We start from the raw sequence: 16333 nt of genomic DNA on the forward strand, positions 1-16333 counted from the left end.
GGTCGCCAAGTCCCACGACCGCCACGTCGAGCTCGCCCTGCGCACCACCCTGGAGGAGAACCTGGCGATGGTGCGCGACACGGTCTCCTTCCTCAGGGAGCAGGGCCGGCGGGTGTTCGTCGACTGCGAGCACTTCTTCGACGGCTACCGCGCCGACCCCGAGTACGCCAAGGCGGTCGTGCGCGCCGCCGCCGGCGCCGGCGCCGACGTGGTGGTGCTGTGCGACACCAACGGCGGCATGCTCCCGGCGCAGGTCCAGGCCGTGGTGGCCACCGTGCTGGCCGACACCGGCGCCCGGCTGGGCATCCACGCCCAGGACGACACCGGCTGCGCGGTCGCCAACACCCTCGCCGCCGTCGACGCGGGCGCCACCCACGTGCAGTGCACCGCCAACGGCTACGGCGAGCGGGTCGGCAACGCCAACCTGTTCCCGGTCGTGGCCGCGCTGGAGCTGAAGTACGGCCGGAAGGTGCTGCCCGAGGGCCGGCTGCGCGAGATGACCCGCATCTCGCACGCCATCGCCGAGGTCGTCAACCTCACCCCCTCCACCCACCAGCCCTACGTCGGCGTCTCCGCGTTCGCCCACAAGGCCGGCCTGCACGCCTCCGCGATCAAGGTCGACCCGGACCTGTACCAGCACATCGACCCCGAACAGGTCGGCAACACCATGCGGATGCTGGTCTCCGACATGGCCGGCCGCGCCTCCGTCGAACTCAAGGGCAAGGAGCTCGGCATCGACCTCGGCGGCGACCGCGAGCTGGTCGGCCGGGTCGTGGAGCGGGTCAAGGAGCGCGAGCTCAAGGGCTACACCTACGAGGCCGCCGACGCCTCCTTCGAACTGCTGCTGCGCGCGGAGGCCGAGGGCGGGCCGCTGAAGTACTTCGAGGTCGAGTCCTGGCGCGCGATCGTCGAGGACCGCCCCGACGGCAGCCACGCCAACGAGGCCACGGTGAAGCTGTGGGCCAAGAGCGAGCGCATCGTCGCCACCGCGGAGGGCAACGGCCCGGTCAACGCCCTGGACCGCGCCCTGCGCGTCGCCCTGGAGCGGATCTACCCCCAGCTGGCCAAGCTGGAGCTGGTCGACTACAAGGTCCGCATCCTCGAGGGCAAGCACGGCACCCACTCCACCACCCGGGTCCTGATCTCCACGTCCGACGGGGCGGGGGAGTGGTCCACGGTGGGCGTCGCGGACAACGTCATCGCCGCCTCCTGGCAGGCGCTGGAGGACGCGTACACCTACGGCCTGCTGCGCGCCGGGGTGGAACCGGCCGCGTAGGAAGCGCCGGGGCCGAGGAGAACGGGCCCGGCGGGGGCGTCACCGGAAACCCCCGTCGGGCCCGATGTCCGTTACCCGATGTCTGTTAATCGCCCATTTGGGTACTTTCGTACGTATGAAGGCCGCGCCGACGCGTACGCTCCTCGTACGCCTGCTGATCGTGCCGATCGCCGCCGCGCTGGCGGTGCTCATGGCCGGTGCGCCCGGGGCGCACGCGGCCACCGACCTCTCGACCATCGCCCGCGAGCTGCGCGAGAGCCCCGTCTACGTCGACCCCGAGGCCACGGACATCCTGGCGGAGTCCGACGCCGAGGCCCTCGCCGACAAGATCGAGGAAGCGGACAAACCGGTCTTCGTGGCAGTCCTCCCGGCGGACTACCCGACCGACGGCCTCTTCCGGGACCTGCGCACGGAGACCGGCGTCACGGGGCTGTACGGCATCCGCCTCGGCGACGAGTTCGACGCGCGCGCCGACAGCAGCGTGATGAGCCGCCAGGGTGTGCAGAACCTGGTCGCGGCCGCGCAGGGCGCGGGCGACGCCAAGGCCCAGCTGAACGACTTCGTGGACGACGCGCTGCGCAACATCGGCGGGTCGGCGCCGAACTCCTGGAGCGGCGGAGGCGGCGACGTCCCCGTCGGCGGGCTGGTCACCGTCGGTGCCCTGCTGGCCGCCGGCGGCGCGGGCGTGTACGCCCTGTCCCGCCGCAACCGGCGCCGCCACGAGGAGGAGCAGCGGGCCTCGCTGGAGAAGCTGCGGGTGGTGGTCGACGAGGACATCACCGCCTTCGGCGAGGAGCTCGACCGCCTCGACTTCCACCCCGCCGAGCCCGGCGCGGACGACGCGATGCGCACGGACTACGCGCACGCGCTCGACGCCTACGAGCAGTCCAAGCGGCTGATGGCCGAGGCCCGCAAACCGGAGGACGTCCGGGGCGTCACCCAGGCCGTGGAGGACGGGCGCTTCGCCCTCGCCCGGCTGGCCGCGCGCCGTGAGGGCCGCCCGCTGCCGGAGCGCCGCCCGCCCTGCTTCTTCGACCCGCGCCACGGCCCCTCGGTCGCCGACGCCACCTGGACGCCCCCGGGCGGCGCCGCCCGCGAGGTCCCGGTCTGCGCGGCCGACCGGGCCCGCCTCACCGACGGCCGCGACCCGATGGTCCGCGAGGTCGACACCGACTACGGCCGCCGCCCCTACTGGGACGCCGGCCCCGCCTACGGTCCCTGGGTCGGCGGCTACTTCGGCGGCGGCCTGCTGCCCGGCCTCCTCGTCGGCACGATGCTCGGCGGCATGATGGCCGGTCCCGCCTACGCGGCCGACTACGGCGCCGGCTACGGCGACTTCGGCGGCTACGAGGGCGGCGACGTCTCCGGCGCGGACTTCGACGGCGGGGACTTCGGCGGCGGCTTCGGTGGAGGGGACTTCGGAGGGGGCGGCTTCGGCGGGGGCGGCGGGGACTTCGGCGGCGGGTTCTGACGCGGGGAGGACCGGCCCGGTTCCGGCGCCGCCGGTCCGCCGGCGGCCATGGACCGCCCTCGGTCCGGCCCGCTCCGGCACGGGGGAGAAGCGAGCGGACGGCCGGGGAGGGACGGGCGGCTCAGGCACGCCCGCGCTGCGGGGCCCGTTGCGTGGTGGGCCGGTGCGTCGTGCCCGGGCCGACGCCCCGCGCGGGAGGGCCGGTGGCCGACGGGACGATCCCGGCCGGGTCCCGGACACCGGGCTCGGCCGGGGCTGAGGGCCTCGGCGTCACCGAGGTGATCGTCACGGGGTGCGCGACCGGGGTCCGCGCGGGCACCGCGGCCCGGCGGGCGCCGGGCCGGGGGTACGACCTGGTGGTCGTGGCCGACGGGCACGCACCGTCGGAACGGTCCGGAGCGGACTCCGCCGGGTCGATCGGCCGGCCCGGGCGCCGTGTCCGGGGCCGGGCCGTCGCCGGGGTGGGCTCCGGTGCCCCCGAGGGGGCGGCGGAGCTCACGCCTGCTTGATCGCCGAGATGTCGAAGGTCAGCTTGATCTTGTCGGAGACCAGGAAGCCGCCCGTCTCCAGCGCCGCGTTCCAGGTCAGGCCCCAGTCGGAGCGCAGGATCTCCGCCTTGCCCTCGAAGCCGACGCGCTCGTTGCCGAAGGGGTCCTTCGCGGCGCCGTTGAACTCGAGGTCGATGGTGACCGGCCGGGTGGTGCCCAGGATGGTCAGGTCACCGGTGATGCGGTAGTCGTCGCCGCCGAGGGCCTCCGCCTCGGTGGAGCGGAACGTCATCGTCGGGAACTCGTCCGTCCTGAAGAAGTCCGCGCTCTTCAGGTGGCCGTCACGGTCGGCGTTGCCCGTCTCGATGCTGTCCATCACCACGTCGACGGTGGCCGTCGAGTTGGACGGGTCGGTGCCGTCGAGGCGCAGCGTGCCGGTGAAGTCCTGGAAGCTGCCCTTGACGTTGGTGACCATGGCGTGCCGGGCGACGAAGCCGATCGTGGTGTGCGCCGGGTCGATCGTGTACTCGCCGGTGAGGGCGGCCAGGTCCGGGCTCACGGCGGCGGCCGTGGCGGTCGCGGTCTGGTCGTTCCTGCGGTTGAAGACGCCCATGGTGTTCCTCCTGAGAACGGGGAGATCACGTTGAATTTTCAACTAATTCAACGCGGCCCACCGTAGACCCATTCCCTTCAATGTTCAACATCTTTGGCGAGGGTGTCGCGATTGAGGCACTCGGAAGGGTGGTACTGGCCTGATCGTGCCCTCCGTCGCCGTTCTCGTGGAGCTGCTGCGGCGCGATACGTCCGGTGGCCATGTGAAGTGCTGGGAGCACTTCGCGCGCAGTGCCGCCCGCCTCCCCGGACGCCTGCCCGACGGCACCGGACTGGACCTGACCGTCTACTTCCTCGGCGACCGGGAGCGGGTCGAGCCCCTCGCCCCGCACGTCCGGTTCGTCATGCTCCGACCGGTGCTCAGCACGGCGGCGGTGCGGTCGGCCGACGGCGCGGAGGACGTCTGCGACCTCGCGCCGTACCACCCGCGGCTCGCGGCCCTGCTGCCCCGGCACGACGTCTGGCACCTGACCCACAGTTTCGCCTTCGCCGCCACCGCCGTACGGCTCGGCCGCCGTGCGGCCCGGCGGGGCGCCCCGTGGCCACGGCTCGTCGGCTCCGTGCACACCGACGTCCCGCTGCTGGCCGCCGTCTACGCCCGCTACCTGGCCGGCCGGTGGCTGCCCGGCTCCCCGCCACGGGTGGGCGACCTCCTCGCGGACGGGGCGGAGACCCGGCTGCGGCGGCGGCGGGACCGGCTGCTGGGCAGCTGCGAGCACGTGCTGGTCCCGACCCCGGAAGGACGCGCGGAACTCGCCCGCGCCCTCGGCCCGCACCGGGTCGCCCTGCTGCGCCGCGGCATCGACCACGACCTCTTCCGGCCCGACCGCACCGCCCGCGCCCGGCTGGCGCGCGAGTACGGCCTGCCGGCCGACCGCCCGCTGGTGCTGTTCGCCGGGCGGCTGGACGCCACGAAGGGGGTGCCGCTGCTGACCGAGAGCGTGCGGCTGCTGCGCGCCCGGGGCAGGGCCGCGCACCTGGTCGTCGCGGGCTCGGGCACCGAGGCGGAAGCGGTGCGCCGCGCCCTCGGCCCGGACGTCACCCTGCTCGGGCCGCTCCCGCAGGACCGGCTGGCACGGGTGTACGCGGGCTGCGACGTCTTCGCCTTCCCGTCCCGCACGGAGACCATCGGCAACGTCGTCGCCGAGGCGATGGCGTGCGGCCTGGCGGTCGTCCTGCCCGAGGGCGCGCACACCACCCGCTGGCTGACCGCGCCCGGCCGGGACGGGATCGTCGTCCGCCACGACGACCCACGGGACTGGGCGGACGCCCTGTGCGCGCTGGTCGACCGGCCCGCCGGACGGGAGGCGGTGCGCCGACGGGCCGCGGCCACGGCCAGGAACACCCACCGCTCGTGGGACCACGTGCTGGAGGAGGACCTGCTCCCGGTCTGGTCCCCCCGTTCCCCGGGCACCGCGTGGAGGTGAGTCCCGGACCCGCGACCGCTCATGCCGTCCGGTCCCGCCCGCCCCTCCCGCGTCGCCCGTGCAGCGCCATGACCACCGGAGAGGTGTCCAGGCTCACGATCCCCGCCCCCACCAGCGCCAGCCCCGCCACCGTCGCCGCAGAGACCGGCCAGCCCGTGTGGATCGCCTCGCCGAACAGGACCGTGCCCACGGTCACCGCGACCACCGGTTCCGTCGCGTCGAGGACGGTCATGCTCGCGGCCAGCGGGCCCTGCTGGAAGGCGCTCTGGATGAGCAGCAGGCCCCCCGCGCTGGCCGCGACGAGCGCGTACGTCTGCCAGGCGGCCAGGGCCGCGAGCGGCCCGTCGTCCCGGAGGTGTTCCACGGTCACGGCCAGCAGGACGGACTGGGTGCCCATGACCGCCCCGGCGGCGAGCGCCGTGGCCGAGGCCCGCCAGGGACCGGTCAGCACCCGCGCGACCGCGAGGATGGTGCAGACCACGGCCGTGATCACGCCGACGACCAGCAGCCAGGTGAGCAGGTCGACCGCCCGCGGGTCACCGCCGTGCGGGCGCGCGGAGAGCAGGGCCAGGGCCAGACCCGCGGCCACCGCACAGGTGCCCAGCCACTCCCTGGGCCCCAGCCGCAGCCGGTGCAGCCGGGCCGACAGCGGGACCGCGAAGACCAGTTCCGCGACGATCAGCGGCTGCACCAGGGCCAGCGGCCCGAACGCCAGCGCCAGCGACTGGAATCCGTACGCCACCACGGCCAGCCCGATGCCGCTCAGCCACAGCGGATCCCGCGCCAGGTGTCCCAGCAGCCGCGCCGTGAGCGCCTCCGCGTCCGGCCGGGCCGCCGCCGCCCACTGCTGCAGGACGCCCGCGACCGCGAAGCAGACGCCGGCGGCCAGCGAGGCGAGGACGGCGATCACCATGGGACGACCCGCCTCCCGCGACAGGTCCTAGTCCGGTGTCCGCCGGGTCGGCGCGCCCTGCGTCGTGCCCCGGGTGTGGACGTACAGCATGCGCCGGTCGCCGACGTCGAGGTGCTGGGGGAGCGGCAGCTCGTAGCGCACCGGCCGGGCGTGGTCGGCGAGTTGCCGGCGCGGGTTGTAGACCTGGTTGAACTTCCACAGCATGCGGGCGAAGTTGGTCTGTCCGTGCAGCAGGTTGCGGGTGAGCACCCGTGCCGCGCCGAACGCCGTGCGCAGTCCCAGGTGCTTGCGGTTGATGACGGCCTGGGTGCGCACCAGCTCCTCGTAGAAGCGCTCCAGCGGCAGCACGGTCGGCACCACCGCGTGCTGGATGTCGAAGAGGCGGTAGTCGCGGGTGGTGAGCCGGCGCGACTCGGTGTGCCAGATCTCGGTGCCCGGATACGGCGTCATCACGGTGAAGTGCACGATCTCCGGCACGGCCAGCGCGAACTCCCGCACCACCCGGAAGCGCTCCTCGTCCCAGGCCGGGTCCACGATCAGGTTGATGGCGACCTTGATGCCGAGCCGGCGCGCCGTGTCGAGCGCCTTCAGGTTCTCGTCGGGGCTGACCCGCTTGCGGTACAGGTCCAGGCCCTCGGCGTCGATCGCCTCCATGCCGAGGAACATGTAGCGCAGCCCCAGCCGCGCCCACCGCTCGAACACCTCCGGGTGCCGCAGCAGGACGTCGGCGCGCGTCTCCAGGTAGTACCGCTTGCGGATGCCGCGCCGCTCCACCTCCGCGGCGATGGCGTCCCCGTGCTCCGGCCGGATGAACGCCACGTCGTCCACGACGAACACGTTCGGCTCGCGGATGCGCGCCAGGTCCTCCGCCGCCGCCTCCGGCGAGGCCTTGCGGTAGCTGCGGCCGTAGAACGTCCAGGCCGAGCAGAACGAGCAGTCCCAGGGGCAGCCGCGGGTGAACTCGATGGAGGCGCACGGGTCGAGCTCGCCGATGAAGTAACGGCGCCGGCCCCGCATCAGGTCCCGGGCCGGGAGCGGGACGTCGATGCCGTGCAGCATCAGCGGCGCGGGCCCGCGTCCGGCGGCCGTGACGACGCCCGGCACCCCTTCCACCCCGCCGTCGCGCACCGCCTCCAGCAGGGGCGCGACCGCCGGTTCCCCCTCGCCGCGCACCACGGCGTCCACCGCGCCCCGCGCCTGCTCGAGCACCTCCTCGGCGACGAAGGAGACGCTGTGCCCGCCGAGGAAGACGAAGCAGCCCGGCACCTCCTGCTTCACCCGCGCCGCCAGCGCGATCGCCTCGGGGATGTTCGCCAGGTAGTTCAGCGAGATGCCGAGCGCCTCCGGACGGAAGGACCGCACCTCGTCCCGCAGCCGCCCGAGGCGGAGCACCTGGAGGTCGACGACCCGCACCTCGTGACCGGCCGCACGAGCGGCCCCCGCCACCCGTTCCAGGCCCAGTGGTTCGAGCCGGAGGAAGATCTCGGAGTACATCAGGGCGCTGGGGTGGACGAGCAGCAGACGCAAGGTGACCTCGCCACGGGAGCCGGACGGAACCGGAGACGGAAGGGTGTTCCCTTCGTATCCCGGCGAACCCGTGCCGCGTACCTCCGGTACACCCGCATGGCGGCACCGAGCGGCACGCAGGGGTGGTCCTGCCGTACGGCGCGCGGAGCGCGGGCGGCCGCGAACGACGCGCGTCGGACCGGGTGGAGCCGGGCCCGGGCGCACGGCTCCAGCACTGGCGCGGTGCACCGCAGTAGGGGTGTCCTGGATGACGAGGACCCGCAGCGACCACGAGACCAGAGCAGCGACCACGAGACCAGAGCAGCGACAGCGCAGGGAGACCGACTCGTGACCCACACCGGCTCCGGCTCCACCTACGATCCCCCGGCGGACTCCGCACGCGGTGCCCGGCCCACCGCACCCACCGCGGCCGCGGCGCGCAGGCACGGGCCACCGCCCTCCACGGGCCTGCCCGTCGCCCTCGTCACCGGGGCGTCCTCGGGCATCGGCGCGGCCACGGCGCGGCGTTTCGCCGCCGGGGGCTGGCACCTGCTGCTCAGCGGGCGGGACCGGCGCCGGCTGGAGGAGACGGCGGCCGGCACCTCGGCGGTCCTCCTGCCCGCCGACCTCGCCGCCCCGGAGGGGGCGAGACTGCTGGCCCAGGCCGCGCTGCGCCAGACCGGCCGGATCGACGTGCTGGTCGCCGGGGCGGGCATCGGCTGGGCGGGGCCGTTCCAGACCATGCCGCACACCGACATCGACCGGGTGCTGTTCCTGGACCTCAACGCGACGCTGCACCTCGTACGGGAGGTCCTGCCCTCCATGGTGGCGGCCGGCCGGGGACGGGTGGTCCTCGTCGGCTCGGTGGCCGGCTGTGTGGGCGTGCGGGAGGAAGCGGTGTACTCCGCGGCCAAGGCCGGGCTCGCCGTGTTCGCCGAGGCGCTCCGGCAGGAACTGCGCGGCACGGGCGTGGGGGTGACGCTCGTCGTGCCCGGCCCCGTGGAGACGCGCTTCTTCGCCCGCCGCGGGCGGCCGTACGACCGTTCCCGCCCCCGCCTCGCCTCGCCCGGCAGCGTCGCGGGCGTGGTCTGGGACGCGGTCTCCCGGGGGCGCGACGACGCCTACGTCCCCACCTGGCTCACCCTCCCGGGCCGGGTGCGCGGCCTCACCCCCGGTCTCTACCGCCGGCTCCTGAACCGCTTCGGGTGAAGGACCGAGTGCGCCGGTCCGCCACCACGGCCGTACCGCTACGCTCTACGGGAGCGAACCGACCCGAACGGGCGAACCGCCGGAGATCATCCGGGAACACCCCGCACGCGGGCCGGTGATTCCGCGGAGATCCCGGCCACAGGCGGCCATCTGCGCCCGCGCGTCACTCCGGAGGAGGCATGTGCCGCCCCTGGATGTGAGGGGACTCTCAGCCGGCGGCTTTGTGCGACCCCTACAAGCCGTACGCCCTCTGAGCAGTCGGAACGCCTGCATGCGGCCGTGGTTCTGTTCAAGGGCACCAGGAAAACGCCCCGGAGACTGTGTGGAGTCGACGGCTCGCATTCCCCGGTGGGCTTCGTAAGGTCACTACATGACCGTTTTGGATGAGGCGCCGGGCGAGCCGACCGACGCGCGCGGACGCGTGGCCGAACTGCACGAGATCCGTGCGCAGGCACTGGCCGGACCGAGCGAGAAGGCGACGGCGGCGCAGCACGCCAAGGGCAAGCTGACCGCGCGGGAGCGCATCGAGCTGCTGCTGGACCCGGGGTCCTTCCGCGAGGTCGAGCAGCTGCGCCGGCACCGGGCCACCGGCTTCGGTCTGGAGGAGAAGAAGCCGTACACGGACGGTGTGATCACCGGCTGGGGCACGGTGGAGGGCCGCACGGTCTTCGTCTACGCCCATGACTTCCGGATCTTCGGCGGCGCGCTGGGCGAGGCCCACGCCACGAAGATCCACAAGATCATGGACATGGCCATCGCGGCCGGGGCGCCGCTGGTGTCGCTGAACGACGGTGCCGGCGCCCGCATCCAGGAGGGCGTCTCCGCGCTGGCCGGCTACGGCGGCATCTTCCAGCGCAACACCAAGGCGTCCGGGGTCATCCCGCAGATCAGCGTGATGCTCGGCCCGTGCGCGGGCGGCGCGGCCTACAGCCCCGCCCTGACGGACTTCGTGTTCATGGTCCGGGACACCTCGCAGATGTTCATCACCGGCCCGGACGTGGTCAAGGCGGTCACCGGCGAGGAGATCACGCAGAACGGGCTGGGCGGCGCGGACGTGCACGCCGAGACCTCCGGCGTGTGCCACTTCGCCTACGACGACGAGGAGACGTGCCTCCACGAGGTGCGCTACCTCCTCTCCCTCCTCCCGCAGAACAACCGGGAGAACCCGCCCCGGGCGGAGGCCGCCGACGCTCCCGACCGCCGCAGCGACGTCCTGCTCGACCTGGTCCCGGCCGACGGCAACCGCCCGTACGACATGGCCAAGGTCATCGAGGAGATCGTCGACGACGGCGAGTACCTGGAGGTCCACGAGCGCTGGGCGCGCAACATCATCTGCGCGCTGGCCCGGATGGACGGCCAGGTCGTCGGCATCGTCGCCAACCAGCCGCAGGTCCTGGCCGGCGTCCTGGACATCGAGGCCTCGGAGAAGGCCGCCCGGTTCGTGCAGATGTGCGACGCCTTCAACATCCCGATCATCACCTTCCTGGACGTCCCCGGCTTCCTCCCCGGCGTCGACCAGGAGCACGGCGGCATCATCCGCCACGGCGCCAAGCTGCTGTACGCCTACTGCAACGCCACCGTGCCGCGGATCTCGCTGATCCTGCGCAAGGCCTACGGCGGCGCCTACATCGTCATGGACAGCCAGTCCATCGGCGCCGACCTCACCTACGCCTGGCCGACGAACGAGATCGCGGTGATGGGCGCGGAGGGCGCGGCCAACGTCATCTTCCGCCGTCAGATCGCCCAGGCCGAGGACCCCGAGGCCATGCGGCAGAAGATGGTCAAGGAGTACAAGGCCGAGCTGATGCACCCCTACTACGCGGCCGAGCGCGGCCTGGTCGACGACGTGATCGACCCCGCCGAGACCCGCGAGGTGCTGATCCGTTCGCTGGCGATGCTCCAGACCAAGCACGCCGACCTGCCCTCCCGCAAGCACGGCAACCCGCCGCAGTGACCCGAGGAGCCACTCCCATGACCACTCCCGACATCCGCGTCGAGAAGGGCCACGCCGAACCCGAGGAAGTCGCCGCCATCACGGCGATCCTGCTCGCCCGCGCGGCCGCCCGCCCCGCCACCGCGACCCCGGCCCACCGGGGGCGCGCGAAGGCCGGCTGGCGCCGCCTGGAGCGCGAGGGCGGCTTCCGCGCCCCGCACAGTTGGCGCTGACCCCGGGCAACACCGGAGGCCCCTCCACGAGGAGGGGCCTCTTCGCGTGCCGCCGACCGGGGCGACGCCCCCCAGGGGCGCGGGGCTGTGACGACGTGCGACAGCCCCCGGCAGCCCGGGGGCCGCAGGGGGCTGTCGCACGGCTGGACGACTAGCGCAGGCGTGCCATCAGGGCGTGCTCCACGAGAGTGATCAGCGTCGACTTCGCGTCCGCGCGGTGGCGGGCGTCGGTGGTGATGATGGGGGTGTCGGGGCCGATCTGCAGCGCCTCGCGCACCTCGTCCGGCTGGTAGGGCTGCTGCCCGTCGAACCCGTTCAGCGCGATGACGAACGGCAGTCCGCTGTTCTCGAAGTAGTCGACGGCGGGGAAGCAGTCGGCGAGCCGGCGGGTGTCGACGAGGACGACCGCGCCGATGGCGCCGCGCACCAGGTCGTCCCACATGAACCAGAAGCGGTCCTGGCCGGGGGTGCCGAACAGGTACAGGATCAGGTCCTGGTCGAGCGTGATGCGGCCGAAGTCCATGGCGACCGTGGTGGTCGTCTTGTCCCCGGTGTGGGTGAGGTCGTCGATGCCCGCCGAAGCAGACGTCATGACGGCCTCCGTGCGCAGCGGGTTGATCTCCGAGACGGCGCCGACGAACGTGGTCTTGCCCACGCCGAAGCCGCCCGCCACCACGATCTTCGCGGAGGTGGTGGAGCGGGAAGGACCGCCGCTAGAGCTTGCGAAGTCCACTGAGCACCCTTTCGAGCAGTGTCACGTCTGGCTGGCCGCCGGCGTTCTCGTCGCCGCCGGGCTGATGGATGGCGACCAGTCCCGCCTCCGCCAAGTCGGCGACGAGGATCCTGGCCACGCCGAGAGGAATGGTCAGCAGGGCCGAGACCTCGGCCACCGACTTGATCTCCCGGCAGAGGTTGCAGATCCGCTGATGCTCGGGCAGCTGGCCCTGCATCTGATGCGGCTGCGCGGTGGTGTGCACCAGCGCCTCGATGGCGAGCTGGTACCGCGGCCTGGTGCGGCCGCCCGTCATCGCGTACGGACGCACCAGTGGGTTGTTCGACGCCCCGGCGGGCGCCGGCTCGGGGGTGCGGCGCTGCGGCTGCACGGGCTGGATGCGCGGCGCGTGCGGCTGGTCGTACGGCGAAGGGCCGGGGCCCTGCGGCGCGTACGGCTGCTGCTGGTTCGGGGCGGAGGGGTAGCCGTATCCGCTCTGGGCGGCGTCGTTCTGCCCCTGGGCAGGGCCGTACGACCAGTTGCCCGAAGACGAACTGCCTGGGGGTGTTGCCACTTTCTCCTCCTCCGACTGTGCCGGGCATCCATCATTGTGGAGCCGCGTCCCGAAACCTTACGGCCACGGGACGCCGGAACGCACCGTCCGTCTGCTAGTTGAGAAGGCTCCCCTGGAGCTCCGCTCGGAGATCCGGGGTCAGGACCGTACCGGCACGGTCGACCAGAAGAGCCATCTCGTACCCAATGAGGCCGATGTCCGCCTCCGGATGTGCGAGAACCGCGAGCGACGAACCGTCGGAAATGGACATGATGAAGAGGAATCCCCGCTCCATCTCCACAACCGTCTGGTTCACGCTGCCGCCCTCGAAGATCCGGGAGGCGCCTGCCGTCAGAGACGTCAGACCGGAGGCGACGGCCGCGAGCTGGTCGGCGCGGTCGCGGGGGAAGCCTTCGGACATCGCCAGAAGGAGTCCGTCGGCGGAGACCACCACCGTGTGGGACACCCCCGGGGTGTTGTCCACGAAGTTGGTGATCAACCAGTTCAGGTTCTGTGCCGCCTGGCTCATCGGGCTCACACTAACGCTCCTGGTTGTAGGTGCTGTCAGGACCGAAGCCCTGGCCGTTCGTTTCACTGCCTGCGGTGCGGCCCCGTTGGACACCGCGCCGCAGGTTGCTCAGCCTGCCCCGGACGTCCTCCGGAGCGCGGGAGACCTGTGGGCCTCCCTGGGGAGTGGTTTCGGCGGAACCCTGGACCAGGTTGGCCTTGGGCACCCGCCGGGGCAGGCCGGAGGAGGTCACTCCGCCCGCCTTGGGCTTCCGGAGCTGCGAGGCCTGCTGCCAGCGCTCGTCGTTCGCCGAGCGCCAGCTGCCGTCACCGTCGTTCTCCGGAGTGGAGGCCGGCGGCTCCTGGGTCACGCGCCGTGCGCCGCCCGTGCCGTTCGCGCCGCTCGCGGTGGATCCGCGGCGGGGAAGCCCGGCGTCGGTCAGGTCGTGGACCTCGGAGGGGGCCGGTCCCGGACGGTCGAAGCCTACGCTGTCCCGCTCACCTGCGTCAGCGGCCTGCGCGGATTCCGACTCCTGGGCACCCGCAGGGTACTGGGCAGGGTAGCCGTTGCGGTAGCCGTCCTGCTGCGGCCAGTCGTCCTCCCGGCGCCGCTCGGCGAAGGAGGGGAAGGACTCGGAGGCGTCCGCCGCCGAGCGGTCCTCCCGGGCCGGCTCCGCGTAGGAGGGGTCCGGGTAGCCGCCGTTCGTCGGGAAGGCGCCGCTCTGCGGCAGGTGGCCGCTCGGCGCGTAGTAGTCCTCGCCGTACGCCGCCTGCTGCGGCTGCTCCTCGTAGGCCGCCTGCTGCCCGTTGTCGTACGCCTGCCGGTCGTACCCGCCGGTCTGCTGCTCCTGGTAGCCGCCGTCGAAGCCCTGGCCCTCGTCGTAGCCCTGGCCGTCGCCGTAGCCCTGCGGGGCGGCGAACTCGTCGGGGTACGCGGACGCCTCGGGGGCCTCCTGACCGTTCGGGGCGGTCAACTCGGGCTGCTGGGGCTGTGCCTGGGCCTCCAGGGCCGCCCGGCGCTCCTCGCGCATCAGGGAACGGCCGACCGGGTCCAGGTCGCGTATGTCGTCCGGGACCTCCGCGTAGCGGCTGTCGTCGAAGCCGAGCTCCGCCGCGGTGCGCAGGGGCTGGTTGAAGTCCTCGCCCCGGAAGTTCTGCTCCGGGATGATCTGGGAGACCGTGAACTCGTCGCGCTCCGGGTGCTGCTCGCCGCCGCCACCGTGGGTGATCGCGTCCGGCAGCATGACCAGCGAGGTCGTACCGGCCTGCTCGCCGGAGGGACGCAGCTGGACGCGGATGCCGTGCCGGTCGGACAGCCGGCCGACCACGAACAGGCCCATGCGCTGCGAGATCGCGGCGTCCACGGTCGGCGGGTTGGCCAGCTTGTGGTTGATGTCCGCGAAGTCCTCGGCGGTCAGGCCGATGCCCTTGTCGTGGATCTCGATCATCACGCGGCCGTCGGGGAGACGGGTCGCGGTGACGCGGACCTTGGTCTGCGGGGAGGAGAACGTCGTGGCGTTCTCCAGCAGCTCGGCGAGCAGGTGCACGAGGTCGGTCACGGCCCGGCCGTGGATCTCGGCGTCGGGGACGCCGGACAGCTCGATGCGCTCGTACTGCTCCACCTCGGAGGAGGCGGCGCGCAACACGTCGACCAGCGGCACCGGCTGGTCCCAGCGGCGGCCGGGCTCCTCGCCCGCGAGGACGAGGAGGTTCTCGCCGTTGCGGCGCATACGGGTGGCCAGGTGGTCCAGCTTGAAGAGGTTCTCCAGCTGGTCCGGGTCGGCCTCGTTGTTCTCCAGGTCGGTGATCAGGGTCAGCTGGCCCTCGATCAGCGACTGGTTGCGGCGCGACAGGTTGGTGAAGATCGCGTTGATGTTGCCCCGCAGCAGCGCCTGCTCGGAGGCGAGCCGCACCGCCTCGCGGTGGACCTGGTCGAAGGCGCGGGCGACCTCGCCGATCTCGTCCGTGGAGGTGATCGGGATCGGTGTGACCCGGGTGTCGACCCGGCCGGGGTCGGTGCGGGAGAGCTGGTCGACCAGCATCGGCAGCCGCTGCTCGGCGATGCCGAAGGCGGCGTTGCGCAGCTGGCGCATGGAGCGGCTCATCTGGCGGGCCACCATGCCGGCCAGGATGAACGCGGCGAGCAGGGCGATCACGACGGCGGCACCGGTGATGTAGGCGTCGCGCTGGGCGTCGTCGGCGATCTGGGCGGCCTCGTCCACCGCGGTGTCGGCCAGGTCCGACTCGATCTGCCGGTAACCGTCGAACTTGAGCGTGTTCACCGCCCACCAGTTCTCGGGGGCGATGCCCTGTCCGGCGAGTTCCGCGCGGCCGGACGGGTCCGTGGTGTCGAGCTTGGCCAGCTCCGCGATCATGGTCTCCGGCTTGGCCGGCGGCGGGACGTAGTCCGGGTCCTTCTGCGCGGCCTCCTGGGCCATGGCCTTGCCGTCGGCCTCGATCTCCTGCGCGATCTTGTCCAGCTTGGCGGCGTCGTCCGCGGTGCCGCCGCCGAGGTACTCCCGGACGGCGATGCCCTCGAGGTAGGCGTAGGAGGAGAGCGCGACGCGCTGGCTGGCGAGCTGGCTGTCGGTGGGGCCGGGCTTCACCAGCAGGTGCATGCCGATGGACCGCTGCAGCGACACCGCCGCCTTGGTCAGCGAGATCGCGTAGACCGTACGGCCGTAGCTGGTGATGTTGCCGGTGCCCAGACCGAGTTCGTTGGCGAACTGCATCAGGGGGTTGGCCACCTCGACGTAGCCCTCTTCGGTCTCCACGCCCTTGAGCTTGGAGGTGTATGCGCCCGCGCGCAGCGCCGTGAGCTTCGGCTCGACCTCGCGGAACAGCTCCAGCCGGCGCTCCAGGCCCGCCTTGTCCGGCATGTTCTGCGTCGCCGCGGCGAAGGCGTCGGCGGCCTTGTCGGTCGCCGCGCGGGCCTCGGTGACGGTGGAGTCCTGCTGGCCCTTGCCCTGCAGCAGCGGGGTCGCCGTGACGTCCCGCTCGTTGTAGAGGGCGTTGGCGTAGGTGAGGGAGGCCTGCACCAGGCGCGCGGTGTTCTCCGCGTCCTCGGCCTCGTTCCAGGTGTCGATGGAGCCCTTCACCTGGAAGCCGCCCATGACCAGGCCGACCAGCACGGGGAGGAGGAGGATCGCGTTCAGTCTCGTCGTCACCCGCCAGTTGCGCGGGGTGAGGCGGCCGCCGCTCGGGGCGGGCGCGGCCGACGGCTCGGCACCGGGCGCGGGGGTGGGGGCCGCTGCACGCGGCGGCGGGGTGAAGTTGCCCCGGGCCGACGGCTCGGGACTGTTCTTGCTTCGCCTCACTCGACCAACAACCTCTCGGCGGTCGGCACCAACGTTGTGCCGCAGTGTCTCAGAGCCCGGCATGCCATCGACTACTGAGTGCGTCTTTGACCAATGGGCAGTTCAGGCATTCCAGCATGCCGACCAGCGCTCTTCCAAACAGTGGAGAGCGGGGAATCCGAGTGAGGTAAGCCCCA

At 72.7% G+C, this 16333-nt stretch carries 14 protein-coding genes; 7 read left to right on the forward strand and 7 right to left on the reverse strand.

Features of this window, described 5'->3' with window-relative positions; genetic code table 11:
* From cimA to FHS37_RS31125, 3 genes are all read left to right on the forward strand, one after another.
* Positions 1 to 1276: citramalate synthase (gene cimA, locus FHS37_RS31115; protein ID WP_184827396.1), on the forward strand; the 1276-nt coding region annotated here is incomplete at its 5' end.
* A gap of 115 nt (positions 1277 to 1391) precedes the next feature.
* Complete coding sequence (locus FHS37_RS31120; RefSeq protein ID WP_184827398.1) at positions 1392 to 2747, forward strand: hypothetical protein; 1356 nt, start codon at positions 1392 to 1394, stop codon at positions 2745 to 2747.
* A 203-nt stretch (positions 2748 to 2950) separates the two neighbouring features.
* Positions 2951 to 3256, forward strand: a complete 306-nt coding sequence (locus FHS37_RS31125; protein ID WP_184827400.1) for an isochorismatase family protein — start codon at positions 2951 to 2953, stop codon at positions 3254 to 3256.
* Here the strand turns inward: FHS37_RS31125 and FHS37_RS31130 are convergent.
* A complete protein-coding gene (locus FHS37_RS31130) occupies positions 3243 to 3848 on the reverse strand; it encodes a YceI family protein (protein ID WP_184827402.1) in 606 nt (201 codons plus the stop codon). The two genes, FHS37_RS31125 and FHS37_RS31130, sit on opposite strands and share 14 nt — an antisense overlap.
* Positions 3849 to 3993: 145 nt before the next feature.
* On the opposite strand from FHS37_RS31130, the gene FHS37_RS31135 reads away from it, so the two are divergent.
* The gene (locus tag FHS37_RS31135) at positions 3994 to 5274 is read left to right on the forward strand and encodes a glycosyltransferase (RefSeq protein WP_184827404.1); all 1281 of its coding nucleotides are present in this window, start codon (positions 3994 to 3996) and stop codon (positions 5272 to 5274) included.
* A gap of 19 nt (positions 5275 to 5293) precedes the next feature.
* Here the strand turns inward: FHS37_RS31135 and FHS37_RS31140 are convergent, their stop codons facing one another.
* A complete protein-coding gene (locus FHS37_RS31140; RefSeq protein WP_184827406.1) occupies positions 5294 to 6187 on the reverse strand; it encodes a DMT family transporter in 894 nt (297 codons plus the stop codon).
* Between the two features lie 27 nt (positions 6188 to 6214).
* On the reverse strand, positions 6215 to 7714 hold the full coding sequence (gene hpnR / locus FHS37_RS31145) for a hopanoid C-3 methylase HpnR (RefSeq protein WP_184827408.1): 1500 nt from the start codon (positions 7712 to 7714) through the stop codon (positions 6215 to 6217).
* A gap of 327 nt (positions 7715 to 8041) precedes the next feature.
* On the opposite strand from hpnR, the gene FHS37_RS31150 reads away from it, so the two are divergent.
* From FHS37_RS31150 to FHS37_RS31160, 3 genes are all read left to right on the forward strand, one after another.
* Positions 8042 to 8902 (forward strand): SDR family NAD(P)-dependent oxidoreductase, encoded by an 861-nt coding sequence (locus FHS37_RS31150; RefSeq protein ID WP_184827410.1) that lies wholly within the window; start codon positions 8042 to 8044, stop codon positions 8900 to 8902.
* Between the two features lie 370 nt (positions 8903 to 9272).
* Positions 9273 to 10856, forward strand: coding sequence for an acyl-CoA carboxylase subunit beta (locus tag FHS37_RS31155; protein WP_184827412.1), 1584 nt, complete (start codon positions 9273 to 9275; stop codon positions 10854 to 10856).
* A 17-nt stretch (positions 10857 to 10873) separates the two neighbouring features.
* The gene (locus tag FHS37_RS31160) at positions 10874 to 11068 is read left to right on the forward strand and encodes an acyl-CoA carboxylase subunit epsilon (protein ID WP_184827414.1); all 195 of its coding nucleotides are present in this window, start codon (positions 10874 to 10876) and stop codon (positions 11066 to 11068) included.
* Between the two features lie 151 nt (positions 11069 to 11219).
* Here FHS37_RS31160 and FHS37_RS31165 read toward each other — a convergent pair whose 3' ends face one another.
* From FHS37_RS31165 to FHS37_RS31180, 4 genes are all read right to left on the reverse strand, one after another.
* On the reverse strand, positions 11220 to 11801 hold the full coding sequence (locus FHS37_RS31165) for a GTP-binding protein (protein ID WP_026084856.1): 582 nt from the start codon (positions 11799 to 11801) through the stop codon (positions 11220 to 11222).
* Entirely contained in the window at positions 11782 to 12354 is a 573-nt protein-coding gene (locus tag FHS37_RS31170) for a DUF742 domain-containing protein (RefSeq protein WP_184827416.1), read from the reverse strand. The genes FHS37_RS31165 and FHS37_RS31170 overlap by 20 nt, the downstream gene beginning before the upstream one ends.
* Positions 12355 to 12448: 94 nt before the next feature.
* Positions 12449 to 12862, reverse strand: coding sequence for a roadblock/LC7 domain-containing protein (locus tag FHS37_RS31175; protein ID WP_004983065.1), 414 nt, complete (start codon positions 12860 to 12862; stop codon positions 12449 to 12451).
* Between the two features lie 10 nt (positions 12863 to 12872).
* Complete coding sequence (locus FHS37_RS31180) at positions 12873 to 16157, reverse strand: nitrate- and nitrite sensing domain-containing protein (protein WP_184827418.1); 3285 nt, start codon at positions 16155 to 16157, stop codon at positions 12873 to 12875.
* Positions 16158 to 16333: the final 176 nt, after the last annotated feature.

This window comes from Streptomyces griseomycini, from assembly GCF_014203535.1.
Taxonomy (GTDB): domain Bacteria; phylum Actinomycetota; class Actinomycetes; order Streptomycetales; family Streptomycetaceae; genus Streptomyces; species Streptomyces griseomycini.

Excerpts from the sequence above, each read along its gene's own strand:
- FHS37_RS31155 (WP_184827412.1), top strand. The coding sequence starts at position 9,273 with ATGACCGTTTTGGATGAGGCGCCGGGCGAGCCGACCGACGCGCGCGGA.
- FHS37_RS31175 (WP_004983065.1), bottom strand. The coding sequence starts at position 12,862 with ATGAGCCAGGCGGCACAGAACCTGAACTGGTTGATCACCAACTTCGTG.
- FHS37_RS31140 (WP_184827406.1), bottom strand. The coding sequence starts at position 6,187 with ATGGTGATCGCCGTCCTCGCCTCGCTGGCCGCCGGCGTCTGCTTCGCG.
- FHS37_RS31120 (WP_184827398.1), top strand. The coding sequence starts at position 1,392 with ATGAAGGCCGCGCCGACGCGTACGCTCCTCGTACGCCTGCTGATCGTG.
- FHS37_RS31160 (WP_184827414.1), top strand. The coding sequence starts at position 10,874 with ATGACCACTCCCGACATCCGCGTCGAGAAGGGCCACGCCGAACCCGAG.
- FHS37_RS31130 (WP_184827402.1), bottom strand. The coding sequence starts at position 3,848 with ATGGGCGTCTTCAACCGCAGGAACGACCAGACCGCGACCGCCACGGCC.